We start from the raw sequence: 20906 nt of genomic DNA, 5'->3' as shown, positions 1-20906 counted from the left end.
TGTAATCGCTAGGATTCAATTCATTCGACACAGATTATGATTTTGCATGCGCAGCAATGTGGGATGCTGCGCCGATGTCGGCTCCTGCGTACCGGACCGCCTGACGGTCCCCCGGACGGGTTTTCAGCTCCTCTCTCTCTGTCTTTGCGGCTCTTTGACCGCTTCAATGTATATTGAATATCGTATACTTTAATCATGCTGAGGCTGCATGAGGCTGTCAAGATTGCAGTTAAATGTCAGTCCGCAGTCGCCTGCGAAAAGCGTCGAACGGGGAGTTAGTATTATGAAAATAAACAGAAAAAATGTTCGTTCCCTGCTGTTGTCTGGAGCGGCTCTGGGCCTGCTTCGGCCCGATATTGTTGCGGCTGAAACAATCTGGATACGCGACGTAACCGTCATCGACGGCACCGGGGCCGCAGCAAAGGCGGGGCAGGACGTGCTCGTTGCGGATGGGAAGGTCGCAGCGGTCGGCGCAAAGCTGAAGGCGCCGGCCTCAGCCAGGCAGGTCGATGGTCGCGGACGTTATCTGCTGCCCGGCTTCATCGACTCCAATGTCCATGCGACCGTCTATGGCAACCCGGCGCGCCGCGACACGTCATCGCGCTATGCGGATCGGAACGAGGAACTGGCGCTCGAATTTTCCCAGCGCCAGCTGCGCGCGGGCGTCACCACCATGCGCGACAGCTATGGCGTGCTGCCGCCGCTGCTGGCGGTGCGCGACCGGATCGCCAGCGGCCAGGCGATCGGCGCGCGCATGCTGGTGGCGGGCAATATATTGGGCTGGGGCGGGCCATTTTCGCTGACCTATTCACTGACCGGCGATCGCGACCTGACCCTGTTTCAGGAACAGTGGAACGACCTGCTGGCCCAGGGCATGGGCGAGGAACTGATGGACATGACGCCGGAGCAATTGCGCGCCGCCGTCAGCGCCTATCTCGACCGGGGCGTCGATTTCCTCAAATATGGCGGCACCAGCCATTTCATGATGCCCTCGCTGATCGGCTTTTCGCCGCGCCAGCAGGCGGTGATCGTGGCGGAGGCGCACAAGCGCGGCAAGATGGCCGAAACCCATGCCACCAGTTCGGAAGGGCTGCGCCTGGCGGTCGAGGCGGGGATCGACCTGATCCAGCATCCCGAGATATTGAGCCGCGACTATCCCGACGATCTGATCGCGCTGATCCTGTCAAAGGGGACATTGTGCGCGATGCGGTCCAACATGGTCACCGGCGCGGTGCGACAGAAGCAGATCGCCCGGCGCGCCAAGGCGGTGGCGGACATTGCGCAGATGCCGCCGGCGCTGACCAGCACGGAACTGCGTCGCCGGGCAGCGATGCGCGGCGACGATGCGGAGATCGAGCGGCGCAATGCCGAGCGACTGGTCGCGGCGGGATGTCCCGTCACGATCGCGACCGACAATTATCTGGGCGATGCGCCCGAGTTTCGCCGCAGCCCCAAATCGCCGGAGCAGGAGCCGGGCGAGGGGAGCCTGCTGGCGATCGAGGGACTGGTGGAACTGGGCATGACGCCGATGCAGGCGATCGTCGCGGCAACCCGCAACGGGGCACGGGCGGCCGGCCGGCTCCAGGATCTGGGCACGGTGGAGCCGGGCAAGATCGCCGACCTGCTGCTGCTCGATGCCGATCCGCTGGCCGACATCCATAATATCCGCGGCCTCGGCCGGCTGTTCGTTGCGGGCAAGGAGGTCGATCTTCAGGCCCTGCCGCAGACGCACCTGTTCGTGGTCGCGGACAAGCGCTGAGCATAAGCGGCGCCGCATCCTAATGGACGCGGCGCCGATGGCTCACATGGCGCTGTCGTAGAAGGCCAGCAGGTCGCGGCGCAGGCCCTTCATGGACTCCGGGTGGATGTAGATCATGTGCCCGGATTCATAATAGCGATAGCTGATATTGGCCTGCAGCGCCTTGTCGAGCTGCATATGCTTCAGGTCATATTCGGCGCCGGCAAAGGGCGTTGCCATGTCATAATAGCCGTTGAGCGACAGCACTTTGAGATGGCTGTTGGTGCGCATCGCGCGGGCCAGGTCCAGTGCGGTGTCCGCCGCCGGCATCGGCCGGCCACCGCCGCCCGGCGCGCGGTGGCGCTGGTCCCAGGCCGGGCTGATCTCCTTGTAGAAATTCGGGCGGTAGCTGAGCGGCGTCTTGTAGCCGAGCGTGCCGAACAGGTAGGAATTGAGCGCCGCGATATAGGCGCCGCTGATCGAGGTGTCGGCCGCGTCAAATTCGGGATCGGCGGCGCTGTCGTCGACATCGATGCCGACGAAGCGGGAATCCAGCCGGCCGACGGTGCGGCTGCTGTCGCGCATCAGCTCCTTGCGGAACCGGCCGAGGTCGATGCGCAGCTTGTTCTGGAGGATGAAGCCCTTCGACAGGCCGGTATAGGCGGCGAGCTGGGTCGCGATCGCATCGCGCTCACCATCGGGCAGGTCGTCGCCCTTGGCCAGCGCGGACAGATAGGGGCCAAGGGCAAAGGCGCGCACTTCGCTCAGGAACGGCTCCAGCGTCGCCGGCCGGTTGGGCAGGCGGTTATGATACCAGGCGGTGGCCGCATAGCTGGGCAGATAGGTGACGTTGATCTGGTCATAGCCCGGATTGCGGATGCCATAGTTCAGGATCGACGACAGCAGCACCACGCCGTTCATCTGCACGCCGCGTTCCTGCAACGTGTTGACCAGGCCCGCGGCGCGCAGCGTGCCATAGCTTTCGCCGAGCAGGAATTTGGGCGCATTCCAGCGATTGTTGATCGTCAGATAGCGTTGGATGGCGCTGGCAAAGGCATCGATGTCCGGATCCACGCCCCAGAAATCCTTGCCCTGCGCCTTGCCGAGCGGGCGCGACAGGCCGGTGCCGATCGCGTCGATGAAGACCAGGTCGCTGCGGTCGATCAGGCTGTCGGGATTGGGGCCGATGGCGAAGGGCGCAGGGCGGGCTGTATCGGGGGTCGGCGTATCCACCCTGACGGGGCCAAAGGAGCCGATGTGCAGCCACATGGTCGACGAACCCGGACCGCCGTTGAACAGGAAGGTCACGGGACGTTCCTTCGCGCCCTTGGCCCGATCGGCGACATAGGCGGTGTAGAACATGCTCGCGATCGGCTCGCCGGCATCGTTGCGGATCGTCAGCGTGCCGGGCGTCGCGCTGTAGTGGATCAGCTTGCCGGCGACGGTCACCGACGCGCGGCTGGGCATCGCCTGTTCCTCGACCGGGGCGACGGCGCTATCGTCCTTCTTCGTCTCTTCCTTCTCCGCCGGGGCGGGCTTGTCGGCGGCGATCGACGGCGCGGCCAGCGCCGTCAGCAGCAGGGGAAGGGCGGAATATGCGATGTTTTTCGGGATCATGACTCTGCCTGTTGCCTTCATTTGCCGCGAACCGTACATCGTATACCAAATCTGTCAAATGCGCATATGCGTCATCTTCGTAAAGTTCCAAGGGAGGACCAGACATATGAAAAACCGATGGCCCCGGCTCGCCGCCGCTGCCGCACTGCTGCTCGCCACGCCGGCACTGGCGCAGGGCTTCGATGCCGCGCAGGTCAAGCAGGGCGACCATGTCATCCGCGACTTTGCTTTCCGTTCGGGTGAGAAGCTGCCGGAACTGCGGATGCATTATCGCACCATCGGCACGCCGCATCGCGATGCCAAGGGGCGGATCGACAATGCGGTGATGATTCTGCACGGCACCGGCGGATCAGGCGCGCAATTCCTGCAACCGCAATTTGCTGATGAACTTTATGGCCCCGGCCAGCCGCTCGACGTCCGCCGCTATTTCATCATCCTGCCCGACAATATCGGTCATGGCGACTCCTCCAAGCCCAGCGACGGCCTGCGCATGGCCTTCCCCCATTATGATTATGACGACATGGTCGAGGCGCAGCGCCGCATGCTGGTCGACGGACTGAAGGTCGATCATCTGCGGCTGACCTTCGGCACCTCGATGGGCTGCATGCACATCTTCGTCTGGGGCGAGAAGCATCCCGGCTTTGCCAGTGCGCTGATGCCCATGGCGTGTCAGGCAGCGCCGATCGCCGGGCGCAACCGGATGTGGCGCAAGGCGGCAATGGACGGCATCCGCGCCGATCCCGCCTGGCAGGACGGCAATTACAAGGCGCAGCCGTTGCTCGGCCTGCGCACCGCATCCAGCCTGTCGCAGATCGCCGGCGCCGCTGCCTGGTACATGCAGGTGCAATTTCCCACACGCGACGCGGTCGACGCCTATTGGAAGGAGCGGTTCGATCGCGACATCACCAGCCGCGACGCCAATGATTATCTCTATCAGCTCGATTCCTCGCGCGATTATGATCCGTCCGCCGACCTGGAGAAGATCAGCGCGCCGATGACCTGGATCAACTCCTCCGACGATTTCATCAATCCGCCGGAAATGGGCATGGCCGAAACTGCGGCCAAGCGCCTGAAGACCACCCGCTACAAGCTGATCCCCTATTCGCCCGAGACGCGGGGGCACAGCACCCACACATGGGCGAAATTCTGGAAGGATGAACTGGTCGCGCTGCTGGCGCGGAGTTGATCTTTGATGCGCCTGTCGGCGCATGGCGGCTCCAGCCCGCTCCCCCACCCGGCCACCCATAGAATACTGCCGTTGGGTGGCCGGGTGGGGGAGCGGGCCGGTACGGAAGGGAAATGCGCTCTTCCGCGCATTTCCCAAAAGACGCTATCGGCCGCCTTGTTGCATGAGGCGGCCGATACGCGGCGACACGATCAGGATGATGAGTCCGATCAGCATGGCAAGACCGCCGATCCGGCCATAGGCGGCGAGCACCGTGCTTGCTTGATCCGCGCCGGCCGATGCACCGATGGCGGCGGCGATCACGCCCGACATGAAATTGCCGCCCGCCGTCGCCAGGAACCAGGTGCCCATCATCAGCCCCAGCATATGGGGCGGCGACAGGCGCGACATCGCTGCCAATCCGACCGGCGACAGGCATAGTTCGCCCATGGTGTGGAGCAGGTAGAGCAGCAGGATGAAGAGCATCGGCATCTTTGCGCCTGGCAGCATCATGCCCGCGCCGACCAGCAGCAGGAAGCCAGCCCCGACCTGTATGATCGCCAGGCCGAACTTGGCGGGGGTGGATGGTTCCAGCCCGCGCCGGCCGAGCTTCAGCCATAGCCAGGCGAAGAAGGGCGCGAGCAGGAAGATCGAGAAGGGACCGACCGCCTGGAACAGCGAGGCCGGCACCGTGATGCCGAATAGCGTGCGGTCGACATGCCGATCGATGAACAGGTTGAGCGAGGAACCGGTCTGTTCGAAGAGGCCCCAGAAGACGGGCTGCACCACCAGCAGGAAGATCGCGACCAGCAACCGTCCCCGCGCCGCCGGGTCGAGCTTCAGGTAGGCATAGGCGACCAGGCCGATGCCCATGGCAAAGCCGCTTGCGCTCAGCAGATAGCCGACCGAGGCGGGGCTGGCGAGCAGGGCGAGCATCGCCGCGGTGAAGGGCAGGGCGCTGGCATAAAGCCAATATTCGCGGGGGATGCCGAACAGCGGGCTCGCCAGCCAGGCCGGATCGGGCGCCTCGCCCTGGCCCTGCAATGATGGCCTGCCCATGACGAAGACGATGATGCCCAGGATCATGCCCAGTGCGGCCGCGCCAAAGCCCCAGGACCAGCCGATCGTTTCGCCGAGCAGGCCGCAGACGAGCGGGCCGAGCGCGCCGCCAAGGTTAATCCCCATGTAGAAGATGGTATAGGCCGGATCGCGGCGCATGTCGTCGCGGGGATAGAGCTGGCCGACCAGCACCGAGACATTGGCCTTGAGGAAGCCGGTGCCGACCACGATCACCGCCATGCCGGCGAGGAAGATGCGGGTCGCACTTTCACGGTCTCCGCCCAGCGCATCGAGGCCGAGCAGGATATGGCCGCAGGCGATGACGATGCCGCCGAACAGCACTGCCTTGCGTGCGCCGAGGTAGCGATCGGCCAGCCAGCCGCCGACCAGCGGGCTGACAAACACCAGCGCGATATAGGCACCATAGAGCATGCCCGCGCGCTCGTCGGAAAAGAGGAACTGCTTGGTCAGGTAGAAGATCAGCAGCGCCCGCATGCCGTAGAAGGAGAAACGCTCCCACAATTCGGTGAAGAAGAGGATGAACAGCCCACGCGGATGGCCGAGGAAGGTGGCAGTGGCGGGATGATTGGCTGGGGACATGTCACTCATAGGCAATAGGCGGGGTGGGTCGCGTCCGGCTCGAACGCCGACACATGGTTGACGGCGATCACCCAGCGGCCCTCGACCTTGCGCATCAGCCGCGTGTTGATGCCGGACTGGCCGGGTTTGGCGGCAAGGTGGAAGCGGCTGATGAGCTGGGCCGCGTCGGGCGCCAGCATCTCGATCCTGATATCGCAGAAATGGAGCGCGCCGCGGGTTTCGGGCGAGGCACCATAGTCGCGGACATAATGGTCGAGCGTCCCCTGCCAGTCGCGCTGGAACTGGCCGCGCGACACGAAAATGACGCCGGGGTTGAGGAAGCCCGCCATATAGCCGCGAAAATCGCCCCGGTTCCAGGCCGCTTCCATATCGGCGATCACCTGGCGGATCGCCGCCTTCTCCGTCTCCGCCGAAGGGGGGATCGGCGCGGCACCCATGCAGAGCGCCGCGCCGATCAGGGAGAGGAGAATGCGCTTACTGCGCCGCACCGGAAGCCCCGGCTGCGGCCTTGGCCTTTTCCGCCTGGATGAAGCGGTCAAGCTCCGCCTCCATCACCGGCAGCGGCACCGACCCCATGGTCAGCAGCGTGTCGTGGAACGGGCGCTGGTCGAACTTGTCGCCCAGTTCCGCCTCGGCCTTGGCGCGCATCTTGCGGATCGACAATTCGCCCAGCTTGTAAGCCAGCGCCTGCGCCGGCCAGGCGATATAGCGATCGACCTCATTGGTGATGTCGAGCTTCGCGAGCGCGGTATGGCTGGCCATATAGTCGATCGCCTGCTGCCGCGTCCAACCCATGGAGTGCATGCCGGTGTCGATCACCAGCCGGACCGCGCGCCACATCTCGAACGTCTCGCGGCCGAATTCCTCATAGGGCGTCTCATACATGCCCAGCTTGGTGCCCAGCCATTCGGTATAGAGGCCCCAGCCCTCGCCATAGCCCGAGAAATAGGTCTGGCCACGGAAGGCCGGGCGGTTGGGGGCTTCCAGCGCGTAGGCGGCCTGGAAGCTGTGGCCCGGATTGCATTCGTGCAGCGTCAGCGCGGTCAGATTGTAGAGCGGCCGCGAGGGCAGGTCATAGGTGTTCATCAGGCAGGATTCGAGCCCGCCGCGACCCGAGGTGTAGATGGGCGCGATCTCATCTGGCACCGGCAGGATGGTGAAGCGATAGCGCGGCAGGTTGTTGAACGTGTCCTTGAGTCTGCCGTCCATCTTCTTGGTGACATAGGCGGAATAGGAGAGCAGCTCGCGCGGGGTCTTGGCGTAGAATTGCGGATCGGTACGCATGAATTCCAGGAACTCGGCAAAGCTGCCCTGGAATTTTGCGTCGGCCATCGTCTTCTTCATGTCTGCGTCGATGCGCGCGACTTCCTTGAGGCCGATCTCGTGGATCTGCTGGGGCGTCAGGTCGAGCGTCGTATATTCGCGGATCTGATCCTGGTAGAATGCCTTGCCGTCGGGCAGCGAATAGGCGTCGATCGTCTTGCGCGCCTTGGGCATATATTCGCCGCGCATGAAGGTCAGCAGCTTCTGATAGCTGGGGGCGACGGCATCGCGGATCAGTGCCTGTGCCTGTGCCTGCATCGCCTGACGCTGGTCGGCCGGGATGGTGTCCGGCATTGCGGCGAATGCCTTGTAGAAGGGATTGTCGGTGCCGGCGGCCAGGAACGGCTCGATCGTCTTGTCACGTCCCTCGATCGATACGCGCGGTACGGTATAGCCGCGCTTCAGGCCCGCCTGCATGTTCGCGATCTGCTCGTCGAAATAGCGCGGGATGTCCTTCATCCGGCCGAGATAGCGACGATAATTGTCGGCAGTGGAGAAGGGCGTGCGCGGGTTGATGCCGGTCCAGAAGAAGGTGTCGCTGTTGAACGGCGCCTCATAGGTCTTGTATTTGATCTTCGTGGCATTCTCCCAGACCGAGGTCTTGAACACCGCCTTGTTGATATATTCCTCATGCGACAGCTGGGCGTCAGGGATCTGGTCGAGCTGTTTGAGGATGTCGCTCCAATAGGCATAGCGGCGTTGCTGGGTGGCGGGCGTCACGCTGGGCAAATGGTCGTCGGCGCCGCCTTCGGTCCGGCCGCTGCCGGGCAGGCGGGCAAATTCCTTCTGGCGCCAGGTCCATTCGGCGTCATACAGCGCCTTGAGCTTCAGGTCGGCGGCGGTCGGCTGTGCGGCCGGGACGTCAGCGGCCGGTGCGGTCTGGGCGACGGCGACCGGCGCCGTGCCGGCGAGCCAGGCGATGGCGAGCAAGGATGCGGCATGGGGCATTTTCATGAATGTCTCTTTTCCCTGTTCGGCGACGCGACCCGGCGCCTCGCTCCTGTCAATAATGTATACGATATACCTTGATTGATGCGGGTCAAGTGCGCGTTTCACCGGCGGGCGTGAAAATGCGCGCGCCGAACATCGGGCCGGCGCGCGTCATGCCGGGTGCCGGCTGGACACGGATCATCACCGCGCTCTTGCCGCGCGTCAGTGTCTCGGGAATAGCGTATGTGACATCGAAAAATTCGCCGGGCCGGTCGGCATCCAGTTTCTGCGTCGCGATCTTCTGGCCGTCGACCAATATGTCGAACAGCCGGTTGCGCTCCTCGCCCCAATAGGTGGCCTGCAGGATCAGCGGGCCGGGCTTCACCTTCATGCGGAACTGGAAATGGCCGTCGGTACGCGCGTCGCGCCCATGTCGTCCGCGATAGGTGGTGGTGTAGGAGAGTTTCGCCTCCAGCGCATGGTCGCGTTCGGGCTGCATCTCGCCCAGGTGCATGACGTCGACCGAGCGCCGCTCCAAATCACGGAGCCGGGCCTGCTCGACGGCAAAGGCCTGTTGCTCGACGCCCCATTCCTGCTGGGTGAAGCGTTTGAAATAGACGGCGGTGCGCCGGTCGCGTTGCTGGAAGAAGGGCGCGAAGCTGAGGTCGGCAGGTTTGCCGATGCCGGCGGTGCGATAGGTAGGGAGGGCGCCGGGGTTGGCGGCAAAGCTCTGCGTTACATCGGCGGCGACCAGCGCCGGGGCCGGACCGTCAAAGGGCTGGTCGGCCGCGCCCAGATCGGCGGCCAGCACGATCGGGCCGTGCAGCAGGGCAATGGTACGGGCATCATCTGGCGTCGCTTCAACCCGCAATGCCATTGGCAGGTCCAGCGTCACCCGGTCGCCGGCCTTCCACTTGCGATCGATCAGGGCATAGCCATCGACGATGCGTGGAGTGGGCAGGGGCGTGCCGTTGACGGCGATGCGCGCGCCCTGGCACCAGCCGGGAATACGCAGGGCCAGGGTGAACCGGCCGGCGCGCGCCAGTTTCGGGATCGACAGGGCGATGTGGCCGTCGAAGGGATAGCCGGTCTCGATCCGCAGCTTTGCCCCCCGCGCGGCCCAGTCGGCTTCGCTGGGGATATAGAGATTGGCGATCAGCATGTCGGCTGGCCGGTCGGCATCTTCCCACCAGATGGATTCGCCATGCTTGGCATGGCTTTCCATGCCGCTGCCGACGCAGCACCAGAAATCGTCGAACGGTTCCGACCAGACGCGGTGCGCCCCCGACATCAGCGGCACCATATAGGCGAACATGCCGGTGGCCGGGTTCTGGTGCGCCAGGATATGGTTGATATGGGCGCGCTCATAATAGTCGAACAGGCGCGCTTCAGGCTTCCAGGCATAGAGATGCCGGGTCAGCTTCAGCATGTTGTAGCTGTTGCAGCTTTCGCAGGTCTGTTCGGTGATATGCTTGGAAATGGTGCCGGGATCGGGGAAATATTCCCGGTCGGCATTGCCGCCGATGACATAGCTATACTGGCCGACCACGGTTTCCCAGAAGAAGTTGGCGGCGATCGCATCGGCGGCATTGCCGGTGATCTCGTGCAGGCGGGCAAGTCCGATCAGCTTGGGGATCTGGGTATTGGCGTGGATCCAGGGCAGGCTGCTCTGCCGCTGCGCCAGCGGGTCGAGCACCTTGCGATGGCGCAGGCGTGTCGCCAGCGCCAACCAGCGCGGATCGCCGGTGCGAGCATGGAGTTCGGCAAAGCTCTCGTTGATACCGCCATGTTCGCAGTCGAGCACCTGCTGCACCTGCGCATCGTCCAGTTTCGCGAACACGGTATCGATATAGGCAGCCAGGGCCAGCGCTACGCCGCGCGCCTGGCTGTTGCCCAGATGGGTCTCGGCGTCGAACAGGCCGGCGAACAGCTTGTGCCAATTATAGAAGGGTACCCAGCAGCCGTTGAGGTCAAAGCCGGCCGAGCGGATGTCGCCGCGCATGATCTCCGGAAAGATCAGCCTGCCATCCTCGATCACATCGTCGCGGCGGCGAGTGAACCCGGCGGCATAGCCGTCGCCCGCCGCCGCCTGACAGGCAGCGAGTTCGTCGATGATATAGGCGGCCCGGCGCGCGCATTCGGTGTCGCCGGTCTGGGCGTGCATCAGCGCCAACGCGGTCAGATAATGGCCCAGTGTGTGGCCGGCGATGGTGTCATTTTCCCAGCCGCCATAGATGGCGCCTTTGGGCGTCAGCCCGGCATGTTTGCGGAAATTGTGCAGCAGCCGGTCCGGCTCCAGCCGCAGCAGATAGAGACGGTTTCCCTCGACCGCGTCGGCAAAGGGCGAGGGAAGAAGCCGGGTCGCCTGCAGCGGCAAGGCGCGTGCCGATTCGGGGAGGACGCTGCTGGTTGCGGCATGGGCGACGCTGCTCCATCCCTGCCAGGCAGGGGCGGTTACGGCGGCGGTCGCGGCCAGCAACATGGCCCTGCGGCTGAGGGGCGTGTGACGGTGGGACATGTCGGCTCCGGCTTGTCTGTAATCGTTATACCGTATACGATATTGCGATTATGGTTCGTGATCAAGACGGAGGATGCATGTCTATATTCAACGCCGCGGCATGGGCAATAGCGGCATGAGTGCTGACGAAAGCGTCACGCTGACGTTGCAGCAGGTCGCGGATCTGGCCCATGCCGTGCTGCGCCGCCATGGTCTGGCGGAGGCGCATGTCGGCCCGGTTGCCGCGACGATCATCGCTGGTGAACGCGACGAATGCGCGTCGCATGGCGTCTATCGCCTGCTCAACTGCGTCCATACGCTGAACGGCGGCAAGGTTGTGCCGGACGCCGTGCCGGTGGTCGACCCCGTCTCGCCGGCGCTGTTGCGCGTGGACGCGGCCGGCGGCTTCGCTCAACTGGCTTTCGCCACCGGCCTGCCGCTGCTGGTGGAAAAGGCGCGGGCGATGGGCATCGCCGCCATGGGCATCAATCGCTGTGTCCATTTTGCCGCGCTCTGGCCGGAGATCGAATCGCTCACGGATCAGGGCCTCATTGCCTTCGCTTGCACCCCCAGCCATGCCTGGGTCGCGCCGGCCGGCGGCACTTCCCCGCTGTTCGGCACCAACCCGATCGCCTTTGGCTGGCCGCGTCCCGGCGGCGATCCCTTCGTCTTCGATTTCGCCACCAGCGCGGTCGCGCGTGGCGAGATCGAACTGCATCGCCGCGCCGGCAAGCCGATCCCGGAAGGCTGGACGATAGATGCACAGGGCCATCCGACAACGGATGCGGAAGCGGGTCTCGCCGGCGCATTGCTGACCTTTGGCGGGCACAAGGGATCGGCACTGTCGGCGATGGTTGAGCTGATTGCCGGGCCGCTGATCGGCGACATGACCAGCGCGGAATCACTGGCGCATGATGATGGCGCGAAAGCATCGCCCTATGGCGGCGAACTCATCATCGCCATCGATCCGGCAGGCTTCCTGGGCGCGACGGCCGCCGAGCATATGCAGCGGGCCGAGGCGCTGTTCGACGGCATTACCGGCCAGGGCGCGCGCCTGCCATCCCAGCGGCGCTTCGCGGCGCGTCGTCGCACCCCCGAACAGGGCTGCCGCATTCCCCGTGCGTTCTATGAGGAACTGGCGGCACTCAGTTAGGCGCCGCCAATAATTCAGGCAAAAGGCTGGTCGATCGCGACCGAGGGCGGGGTGAACCAGGCCGCCCCGGTCTCGGTCACGTAAAAATGATCCTCCAGCCGCACGCCGAAGCGATCCGGCACGACGATCATCGGCTCGTTGGAGAAGCACATGCCCGGCTCCAATGGGGTCATGTCGCCGCGCACCAGATAGGGCGCCTCATGGATCGACAGGCCGATGCCATGGCCGGTGCGATGCGGCAGGCCGGGCAGGCGATAGTCGGGACCAAGGCCGGCCGCTTCCAGCACGCGCCGCGCCGCCGCATCGATCGCCCCACAGGCGACGTCGGGCTTGACCGCATCGAACGCGGCCTGCTGCGCTTCCTTTTCCAGTGCCCAGATGCGCCGCTGCTCGGCGTCCGCGTCGCCATAGACATAGGATCGGGTGATGTCGCTATGATAGCCGCCGATGGTGCAGCCGGTATCGATCAGCACCATGTCGCCTTCGGCCAGCACGCTCTCGCCAGGCAGGCCGTGGGGATAGGCGGTCGATCGGCCGAACTGGACGATGCAGAAGCTGCTCCCCGACGCACCCAGCACCCGGTGCGCGGCCTCGATGAAGCGACGCACCTCGGTCGCGGTGATGCCGGGGCGCAGGATGCGTGCGGCGCGGCGATGCACTTCCAGCGTCATCGACTTGGCCTGCTGCATCAGCGCCAGTTCGGCGGCCGACTTGCGGCTGCGGCAGCCGTCGATCACGGCCGACGCGGCAATCAGCGTCACGTCCGGTGCGGCGGCCCGAATGCGCTCGACGAACAGGAAGGCCATGGCCGGGTCGATCCCCAGCCGGGCGACGCCCAATGACTTCAGCGCATCGGCAACCAGCGCGGACGGGCTTTCATCCTCTTCCCAAAGGCGCAGGTCACCGGCATCGATCTTGAGATCGGCTTCCAGCGATCCGCGCTCGAAGCGCGGGCAGATCAGGATCGGCTCGCCGCTGAGCGGCAGCAGCATCGCCACCAGTCGCTCGCTCGCGCCCCAGGGGACGCCGGCGAAATAGGCGAGGCTGGTCCCGGCATCGATCAGCAGCGCGTCGAGTCCCTCCTGCGCCATCAGGGTACGGGCCTTGGCAATGCGCGCCTGATATTCGGCGGCGCCGATGGCCGGTGCGCGATCGGACCAGGGCTGGAGGCTGGCCAGTTCGGTGGCGGCGTCCGAACCGCCGATCTGCTGTGTCATAATCCTATCCTTCAAAGCGGCGGAGCGAAAAGGGCGTGGCGTCGACCGGCGGCGGTGCGCCGGTGGCGAGCGCGGCGATGATTTCCCCGGTCAGCGGTCCCAATGTAAGCCCCAGATGCTGGTGACCGAATGCATAGAGCAGGTTGTCCGCGCGGTCACTCCGGCCGATCGCGGGGAGATAGTCGGGCAGGGTCGGGCGCGCGCCGATCCAGGGCCTGGCGTCCGCCTCGATCGGCAGGCCGAGCGCGGTCGCATGGGCGCGCAGCCTTTGCCATTTGCGCAGATCGGGCGGGGCGGAGAGGCTGGAAAATTCGACGAAACTTGCCGCGCGCAGGCCGCTCTCGAACCGGGTGACGATCATCGATCGATCCTCGAACACCACCGGCGGCATGTCCATCGGCCAGCCTGCGGGCGGGTGTGGCGTGTGCAAATGATAGCCGCGCTCGGCGATGATCGGCACCTTGTGGCCCAGCGGGCGCAGCAGCGCGTCCGATGCGGCACCGGTCGCGACGATGATATGGTTCGCGTCCAGCGTCCGGCCGTCAGCCAGTTGCACCTGCGCCTGTCCGTCATGTGTGGGAAGGGCGGTGACATCTGCCTGCTCGATCCGCCCACCTGCCGCCAGTAGCGTATCCTTCAGATCCTGCGCCAGCCGGGTCGGGTCAGCGATACGGCCGCTGCCCTCGCAGCGAATCGCGGCAATGATCGGATGCGGGAACAGGGCTTCGAGCAGGGCCAACTCGCGTGGGGTCGCGTCGCGGAAGTGCGCCGTACCGCAATCGGCCGCCATCCAAGCGCAGCGCCCGGCCAGCGCGCTCGCCTCGCTTTCCCAGACGATGAAATGCCCATCCTCGATCAGGCGGCTTGGACCGGCGCACAGCCCATCGATCCGCTGCCATGCCGGCATCGCCTCACCCAGCAGCGCCTTTAATGCCGTGCGTCCGGCAGCAAAGCGCGACGGGCGCGCGGCGCTCAACAGACGTAGCGAGAAGGGGAGCCAGCGACCGATATCGCGCCAGGGCAGGTCGAGAGCGCCGCCGCGCCAGAATAGCCGCCGGGGGAAGCTCTTCACCGTTGCCATCGACGCGAGCGGATCAATCTGTTCCACTGCAATATGGCCTGCATTGCCCCAGGACGCGCCGCGGAGCGGGCTTTCCCGTTCGATCAGCAGCGTTGAGATTCCCTTTTCCTGCAATCGGATAGCGCAGGATGTTCCGACGATGCCGCCGCCGATGATGATTGCGTGTTGGGTCAATTGACTTCTTTTCACTTGGCGTTGACGATTAGATACCGTATACGATCCTCAGTTTCAACGGAGGCTTATGTGAATTCCTCAAAATTGACGTGGCGTGGTGTCTACCCTGCCGCCACCACCCAGTTCACCCCCGATCTGGACGTTGATATCCCCGCAACCCAGGCTGTCCTGGATGCGCTGGTGAAGGATGGCGTCGACGGCCTCATCATCGCTGGCACCTGCGGTGAGAACAACTCGCTGGAAGCCGAAGAAAAGCGTGCTGTCGTCAAGGCGGCGGTCGAGGTCGTGGATGGCCGCGTGCCGATCCTGGTCGGTGTGTCCGAATTCACCACCCGCCGCGCGGTCACCTTCGCGCAGGATGCCGAAAAGCTGGGCGTCGACGGGCTGATGGTGCTGCCCGCGATGGTCTATGTGCCGACCGTGGGCGAACTCTGCACCCATTTCGAGACGGTGGCCAAGGCGACGTCGTTGCCGATCATGCTCTACAACAACCCGCCGGCCTATCGCGTGAATATCGGCATCGACGCGCTCACCCGCCTCGCCGACACGCCCAATATCGTCGCGGTCAAGGAAAGCGCACCCGATCCGCGTCGCTTCACCGACCTGATCAACGCCTTTGGCGACCGCTATATCCTGATGGCGGGCCTGGACGATGTTGCGTTCGAAGGCCTGTTGCTCGGCGCGCATGGCTGGATTTCCGGCCTCACCAGCGCTTTCCCGCGCGAATCCGTGGCGCTGGTCGCGGCAATCAACCGGGGCGACCTGGAAGAAGCACTGCGCATCTATCGCTGGTTCATGCCGCTGCTGCATCTCGATGCCGATCATGATCTGGTCCAGTCGATCAAGCTGGCCGAAAGCATCATGGGACGCGGCACCGAGCATGTCCGCCTGCCGCGCATGCCGCTGGAAGGCCAGCGCCGCGCCGACGTCATCCGCTGGGTCGAGCAGTGCGCCGCCACCCAGCCCAGCCTGACGGCGGCCTGATGTCCGCGGTGCGCCACACATTCTTCTGCATAGACGGCCATACGGCGGGCAACCCCGTCCGTCTGGTCGCGGGCGGCGCGCCGCTGCTCAAGGGAAAGTCCATGGCGGAACGCCGCCTGGACTTTCTCAATCGCTTCGACTGGATCCGCACCAGTCTCTGCTTCGAGCCGCGCGGCCATGACATGATGTCGGGCGGCTTCCTCTATCCCTCGACGCGCGACGATACCGACATCGGTATCCTCTTCATCGAGACCAGCGGATGCCTGCCGATGTGCGGCCATGGCACGATCGGCATGGTGACGTTCGGCCTGGAAAATGGCCTAATCCAGCCGGCGACGCCGGGCAGGCTGCGGGTAGAAGTGCCCGCCGGCATCATCGACATCGACTATACGACCGACGGCAAGCGCGTGACTTCGGTCAAGATCCGCAACGTCCCCGCCTATCTGGCAGCGGAGGGCATCGCAATCGATGTGCCGGGTTTCGGGCCGCTCAGCGTCGATGTCTCCTATGGCGGCAATTACTATGCGATCGTCGAACCGCAGAGTGGCTATACTGGCCTTGATGACCTCGGCGCATCGCGCATCGTCGAACTGAGCCGGATCATTCGCGAATTGGTGCGCGAGAAGTATCAGCCGGTCCATCCGCTCGAGCCCAGTATCAAGGGGGTCAGCCATGTCCTGTGGGCCGACAAGCCCAAGGGCGAGGGCGCCGACGGCCGCAACGCCGTCTTCTATGGCGAGCGGGCGATCGACCGCAGCCCCTGTGGCACCGGCACATCCGCGCGGCTGGCGCATCTGGCGGCCAAGGGCAGGCTGAAGGTCGGCGACCGGTTCGTGCATGAAAGCTATATCTGCAGCCGCTTTATCGGTCGGGTCGAGGCCGAGACGATGATCGGCGACCAGAAGGCGATCATCCCCTCGATCGAGGGATCGGCGATCGCCACCGGCTTCAACACCATCTGGGTCGATCGCGCAGACCCGTTCTGGGCCGGCTTCACGGTCGTATGAAATCAAAGGCGCAGAGCGGATGGACGGGATCGTTCATCATATACGAAGTTGTATTCCGCCGTCCGCTCTGTGCTATGTTCGCTTCATGAGCCTAATCATCCGAAATCTGTCCGACCAGCTGGTCGACCTTGTCCGTGAGCGCATCTTGTCTGGCCGAGTGCCGCCCGACGGGCCGATCCGCCAGGACGCGCTGGCGGCCGAACTGGGGATCAGCAAGATTCCGCTGCGCGAGGCGTTGGCCCGGCTGGAGCAGGAAGGGCTGCTCAAGTCGCAGGCCAATCGCGGTTTCTTCGTGCGCAGCCTCAATCGGGTGGAAGCGGACGAGGTCTATGCGCTGCGGTTGAAGCTGGAGCCCGACGTGATGGCGCTGGCTGCAGAACGGGCAGACGAGGCGGAGCATCAGGCAGCGATCAACACGCTCGCGACCCTCTATCAGGTCACCGACGAAGGCGGCGACGGGGTGGGCGCGTTCAATCGCGCCTTCCACATGGCGCTGCTGCGTCCCAGTTGCCAGCCTTTGTCTGTCAATATTCTGGAACGGCTTCATATCCTGTCGGAACGCTATGTCCGCAAGCATCTGGAACCGCTCGGCCGCGACGAGCGTGCCAATGACGAGCATCGCGAGATGCTCGATGCCTGGGTTGCGCGCGACAGCCAACTGATCCGCGAACTCACAGTCGCACATATCCGCAAAACCATGGACGATCTCATGGTTCAGCTCGACGCCGACGACTGAACCATGACCGTGCAACCGGAACGTCCATAAGAACAAGGAAGGAAATTTCGGTTGAGCACTGGTTTTTGGGGACCGATCAAGCCGATCGGCGCCAGTCATCACGCGCAGCATCAGCAGTTGCGCAAGACATTGTCCTGGCCGCATCTGATCGCGCTGGGGGTCGGGGCGATCGTCGGTACTGGCATCTATACGCTGACCGGTGTGGGTGCTGACCGGGCGGGGCCGGCGGTGATCCTGGCCTTTGCCATTGCGGGGGCCGTGTGCGCCTGCGCGGCGCTGGCCTATGCCGAACTTGCCACGCTGATCCCGACCGCCGGCAGCGCCTATACCTACACTTATTCGGTGCTGGGGGAGACGCTGGCATGGGTGGTGGGATGGAGCCTGATTCTGGAATATTCGCTGGCGTGCAGCACCGTGGCGGTCGGCTGGTCGGGCTATCTGGTCGGCTGGATCCAGCAGGCGGGGATCAGCCTGCCACCGATGCTGCTGGCCGGGCCGCATGGCGGCGGGATCGTCAACCTGCCGGCCGTGCTGGTGGCTCTGGCGATCGCGGGCATGCTGATCGCGGGCACGCGTGAAAGTGCGACGCTCAACATCGTTTTGGTGGTCATCAAACTGACCGCGCTGGCCGCCTTCGTCGCGCTGGCGCTGCCCGCCTTCCAGTCCGACCATCTCCAGCCCTTCATGCCTTATGGTTTCGTCAGCCATGTGGAGGGCGGTATGACGCGCGGCGTGATGGCCGCGGCGGCGATCGTCTTCTTCGCCTTCTACGGCTTCGATGCGGTCGCGACCTCGGCCGAGGAAGCGCGCAATCCAGGCCGAGACCTCACCATCGGTATCATCGGGTCGATGGCGGTCTGCACCCTCATCTACATGGCGGTTGCGGTCGCGGCGATCGGTGCGCTTGATTTCCGGGCGCTGGCCGGTTCATCCGAACCGCTGGCGCTGGTGTTGCGCTCGCTGGATCATCCGCTGGCCGCCTGGCTGGTGGCGGGCGCCGCGCTGGTCGCGCTGCCCTCCGTCATTCTGGTCATGATGTATGGCCAGAGCCGTATCTTCTTCGTGATGGCGCGCGACGGGCTGCTGCCGCGTTCGCTCAGCAAAGTGTCGGAAAAGACAGGATCGCCCGTGCGCATCACGGCGATCACCGGCGTCTTCGTCGCCGCCGTCGCCGGCTTCTTCCGCCTCGACGAGATCGCTGAACTGGCCAATGCGGGCACGCTGATCGCCTTCATCGCGGTCGCCGGCTGCATGATGGCGCTGCGCCGCAAGGCACCCGAGATGAAGCGCGTCTTCCGCTGCCCGCAGCCTTATCTGGTCGGCACGCTGGCGATCGTCGGCTGTATCTATCTGCTGATCAGCCTGCCGGAAAAGACGCTGCTGCGCTTTGGCCTGTGGAACCTCGTCGGCCTGGCTCTTTATTTCGCCTATAGCCGTGGCCGCAGCCTGCTGCGCACGACCGGGCATGCTGCGAGTGAGGGAGGTTTGCCGGAATGACGTTGGGGACCGGTCCAAATCTGGGCCGGCTGCCCGTCTGAAATCTTTGCCCGTCGGTGCCGGCTGAATGGCACAGACGTTATCAACCAATCTAATGCTTTGCGAAGACGAGGGGGCATATTGTGCTCGTCGAACGCAAGAAGCAAAGAGAATCCGTCGCCAATAAACGGGCGGCGCGCGCATGACGGCCTGGTCATTTGGTTCGGTCGCCGACCGCCTCGTCGCCAACAACAAGCCCGGCCGGCGCACTGAAGAGCCGGTCCGCCGGCACAGCTACGACGTCAACGACCGACGGGCTCAGGTCTTCCGGCCGATAGGTGACGGGACGAAAGTCGGCGCCATGCGCTGGCGCGATCGCTATCTGCAGACCGCCGAAGAATATGATCGGCAGATGAAGAAGAAGGGGGAGCGGCACCCGCTCGGCGCTAACGCGCTGCGCGTGCTGAAGGCGCTGCTCTGGCTTCCGGGGCTGGACTTCAAGACCGGCCGGCTCGAGCCGGCGATCGCCACCATCCAGGACCTGACCGGCTACGCGCGCAAGACCGTGGTCGACGCCATGCGGCGGCTGAAGGACCATGGCTTCCTGAATTGGGTGCGGCGCACGGAGAAGACCGGCAACGAGCCGGGCGAGGGGCCGCGTGTGAAGCAGGCCACCAATGCCTATTTCTTCGACCTGCACCGGCTGCACAAGCGAGCGCAGATGCGCCTGGCGCAGTTGCTGAGGAAGTGCATGCCCGCGGCCGGGACCTCCACTGCTGATAGCCTGGAGGGCGCTGAGGTGGCCCGGGAACCGGCCTGCGATCCCAAACTCGCATCTATCCTGGCTCGCATGGAGGCGGCCTTCGAAGGGGAGGGTGCGAGTTCAGATACGGGTCGGAATCCCGGGGAAGAATTATAAGAGGGATAAGGACTGCCTTCGGCAGGCGCTATTAGCGGTCACGCACGCACCCCCACCCCCAGATTTTACACCCCAGGCGCTCCCCCGCGCCGTAGGGGGCGGGAAGGCTGTGGCCTTCCCGCTTGGCTCCCCAGGGCGCCAAGAGGTTAGGATCGTGGTTTTGATCCAGCCTCAGGGCATGCGGCCCGGTCGAGCGGGAAATTGGCGATGATCAGCTCGCCAGCGCGGGCCGAATTGGTGCCAGCGGAGATGGTATAGGTCACATCGACCGCTTGAAGATTGAACCGCGAAAAGACAGCGCGCGCGCCGGGCGTGTCATTGATCGAGAGAATGAACTGGCCGCAGATGCCGGCAAGCTGCTCGGCCAGGCGCTCGAAATCTTCTCGCGCGAAGACCCCGGCGCCGTAATCGGCCTCGCAATCCCAATAGGGCGGATCAAGATAGAAGAGCATGCCCGGCCGATCATAGCGCCGGATGAAGTCGCCATAGGGAAGGCGCTCGATGACGACCGGCTGCAGCCGGTCCCGAATAGACGATAGGGTGGCGCGCAGCCGTACGAGATTGAAGCGGGCGGGGCCGCTGGTCTGCACACCATAGGTTCGGCCGACGACTTTGCCGCCGAAGGCCAGGCGCTGCAGATAGAGGAAGCGCGCAGCGCGTTCGATGTCGGTGAGGCAAGCCGAATCGATTGCACGCAGTCGATCGAACTCCTCGCGGCTGGCCAGCGTCCATTCCAGCTCGTCGACCAGGGCCTGATAATGCCGGCGCACCACACGGAACAGCGTGGTGACATCGCCGGATATATCATTGATCGCTTCGAAACGCGGCCGGGCCGCACGGCGAAAGAATATCCCGCCCATGCCGACGAACGGCTCGGCATAACCGTCATGGTCTACCGACTGGATGATGCTACAGATCCGGCGCGCCAGGTTGCGCTTGCCGCCGAGATAGCCGGCAGCCGGGGAAATGGGGGAGATGGTTTCGAGGGTCATGGTCAAGCCTTCCGGCGGCCGCTCGATCGGCGGTCGGGTTCGGGCTCACGGGCCTCAGGGAATTGAAAGTGCCGCAGCGGCGACACTTGATCTCAATGACGCCGGCGATCGCGCCGGGCTCGGATTTGAAGAGCAGTGCGCGGCAGGACGCGCAGCGATTGGATACGCAGGTGAAATCATTTGACGAATGCATGAGGGTTCGCTCCAACACCCCAGCCCGTTGCGCGGGTGCGGGGCG

Annotated in this window: 17 protein-coding genes; 8 read left to right on the top strand and 9 right to left on the bottom strand. The window is 64.5% G+C overall.

Translation table 11 applies throughout. From position 1 onward, the window contains the following. The first annotated feature begins 319 nt into the window (after positions 1 to 319). The gene (locus GGQ90_RS14520) at positions 320 to 1759 is read left to right on the top strand and encodes an amidohydrolase family protein (RefSeq protein WP_246428252.1); all 1440 of its coding nucleotides are present in this window, start codon (positions 320 to 322) and stop codon (positions 1757 to 1759) included. A gap of 42 nt (positions 1760 to 1801) precedes the next feature. On the opposite strand, the gene GGQ90_RS14515 is transcribed toward GGQ90_RS14520, so the two are convergent. Then, on the bottom strand, positions 1802 to 3355 hold the full coding sequence (locus GGQ90_RS14515) for a S10 family peptidase (protein ID WP_188082796.1): 1554 nt from the start codon (positions 3353 to 3355) through the stop codon (positions 1802 to 1804). 106 nt (positions 3356 to 3461) lie between these two features. Between GGQ90_RS14515 and GGQ90_RS14510 the strand changes: the two genes are divergently transcribed. Beyond that, positions 3462 to 4541, top strand: coding sequence for an alpha/beta fold hydrolase (locus tag GGQ90_RS14510; RefSeq protein ID WP_188082795.1), 1080 nt, complete (start codon positions 3462 to 3464; stop codon positions 4539 to 4541). Positions 4542 to 4685: 144 nt separating this feature from the next. Here GGQ90_RS14510 and GGQ90_RS14505 read toward each other — a convergent pair whose 3' ends face one another. From GGQ90_RS14505 to GGQ90_RS14490, 4 genes are all read right to left on the bottom strand, one after another. Next, the gene (locus GGQ90_RS14505) at positions 4686 to 6188 is read right to left on the bottom strand and encodes a peptide MFS transporter (RefSeq protein ID WP_188082794.1); all 1503 of its coding nucleotides are present in this window, start codon (positions 6186 to 6188) and stop codon (positions 4686 to 4688) included. Continuing rightward, positions 6185 to 6616, bottom strand: coding sequence for a YybH family protein (locus GGQ90_RS14500; RefSeq protein WP_188082885.1), 432 nt, complete (start codon positions 6614 to 6616; stop codon positions 6185 to 6187). The genes GGQ90_RS14505 and GGQ90_RS14500 overlap by 4 nt, the downstream gene beginning before the upstream one ends. 37 nt (positions 6617 to 6653) lie before the next feature. Further along, the gene (locus GGQ90_RS14495; RefSeq protein ID WP_188082793.1) at positions 6654 to 8456 is read right to left on the bottom strand and encodes a DUF885 domain-containing protein; all 1803 of its coding nucleotides are present in this window, start codon (positions 8454 to 8456) and stop codon (positions 6654 to 6656) included. Between the two features lie 85 nt (positions 8457 to 8541). Further along, complete coding sequence (locus tag GGQ90_RS14490; protein WP_246428251.1) at positions 8542 to 10950, bottom strand: glycoside hydrolase family 127 protein; 2409 nt, start codon at positions 10948 to 10950, stop codon at positions 8542 to 8544. 73 nt (positions 10951 to 11023) lie between these two features. On the opposite strand from GGQ90_RS14490, the gene GGQ90_RS14485 reads away from it, so the two are divergent. After that, a complete protein-coding gene (locus GGQ90_RS14485; RefSeq protein ID WP_281391438.1) occupies positions 11024 to 12082 on the top strand; it encodes an Ldh family oxidoreductase in 1059 nt (352 codons plus the stop codon). Between the two features lie 14 nt (positions 12083 to 12096). On the opposite strand, the gene GGQ90_RS14480 is transcribed toward GGQ90_RS14485, so the two are convergent. Then, on the bottom strand, positions 12097 to 13299 hold the full coding sequence (locus tag GGQ90_RS14480) for a M24 family metallopeptidase (protein WP_188082792.1): 1203 nt from the start codon (positions 13297 to 13299) through the stop codon (positions 12097 to 12099). 4 nt (positions 13300 to 13303) lie between these two features. Next, positions 13304 to 14554, bottom strand: a complete 1251-nt coding sequence (locus tag GGQ90_RS14475; protein WP_188082791.1) for an NAD(P)/FAD-dependent oxidoreductase — start codon at positions 14552 to 14554, stop codon at positions 13304 to 13306. 84 nt (positions 14555 to 14638) lie between these two features. Here GGQ90_RS14475 and GGQ90_RS14470 point away from each other — a divergent pair, with 84 nt between their 5' ends. The 5 genes from GGQ90_RS14470 to GGQ90_RS14450 all read left to right on the top strand — a co-directional run bounded on the left by GGQ90_RS14470 (position 14639) and on the right by GGQ90_RS14450 (position 19676). Continuing rightward, positions 14639 to 15538: a dihydrodipicolinate synthase family protein gene (locus GGQ90_RS14470; protein ID WP_017502462.1), complete on the top strand. Its 900-nt coding sequence runs from the start codon at positions 14639 to 14641 to the stop codon at positions 15536 to 15538. After that, complete coding sequence (locus GGQ90_RS14465; protein WP_188082790.1) at positions 15538 to 16545, top strand: 4-hydroxyproline epimerase; 1008 nt, start codon at positions 15538 to 15540, stop codon at positions 16543 to 16545. Before GGQ90_RS14470 ends, GGQ90_RS14465 begins: the two co-directional genes overlap by 1 nt. An 85-nt stretch (positions 16546 to 16630) precedes the next feature. After that, positions 16631 to 17281, top strand: coding sequence for a GntR family transcriptional regulator (locus tag GGQ90_RS14460; RefSeq protein ID WP_188082789.1), 651 nt, complete (start codon positions 16631 to 16633; stop codon positions 17279 to 17281). A 51-nt stretch (positions 17282 to 17332) separates the two neighbouring features. After that, entirely contained in the window at positions 17333 to 18778 is a 1446-nt protein-coding gene (locus GGQ90_RS14455; RefSeq protein ID WP_188082788.1) for an amino acid permease, read from the top strand. Positions 18779 to 18959: 181 nt separating this feature from the next. Beyond that, positions 18960 to 19676, top strand: coding sequence for a helix-turn-helix domain-containing protein (locus GGQ90_RS14450; RefSeq protein WP_188082787.1), 717 nt, complete (start codon positions 18960 to 18962; stop codon positions 19674 to 19676). A gap of 146 nt (positions 19677 to 19822) precedes the next feature. On the opposite strand, the gene GGQ90_RS14445 is transcribed toward GGQ90_RS14450, so the two are convergent. Both GGQ90_RS14445 and GGQ90_RS30000 read right to left on the bottom strand, forming a co-directional pair. Beyond that, positions 19823 to 20668, bottom strand: coding sequence for a DNA adenine methylase (locus GGQ90_RS14445; protein WP_188082786.1), 846 nt, complete (start codon positions 20666 to 20668; stop codon positions 19823 to 19825). Further along, on the bottom strand, positions 20586 to 20861 hold the full coding sequence (locus GGQ90_RS30000) for a Com family DNA-binding transcriptional regulator (RefSeq protein WP_188082785.1): 276 nt from the start codon (positions 20859 to 20861) through the stop codon (positions 20586 to 20588). The genes GGQ90_RS14445 and GGQ90_RS30000 overlap by 83 nt, the downstream gene beginning before the upstream one ends. Between the last annotated feature and the right edge of the window lie 45 nt (positions 20862 to 20906).

This window comes from Sphingobium scionense (assembly GCF_014197035.1).
Classification (GTDB): domain Bacteria; phylum Pseudomonadota; class Alphaproteobacteria; order Sphingomonadales; family Sphingomonadaceae; genus Sphingobium; species Sphingobium scionense.
Note: the sequence above shows the minus strand (reverse complement) of the source record. Positions and strands in the feature narration are given on the sequence as shown.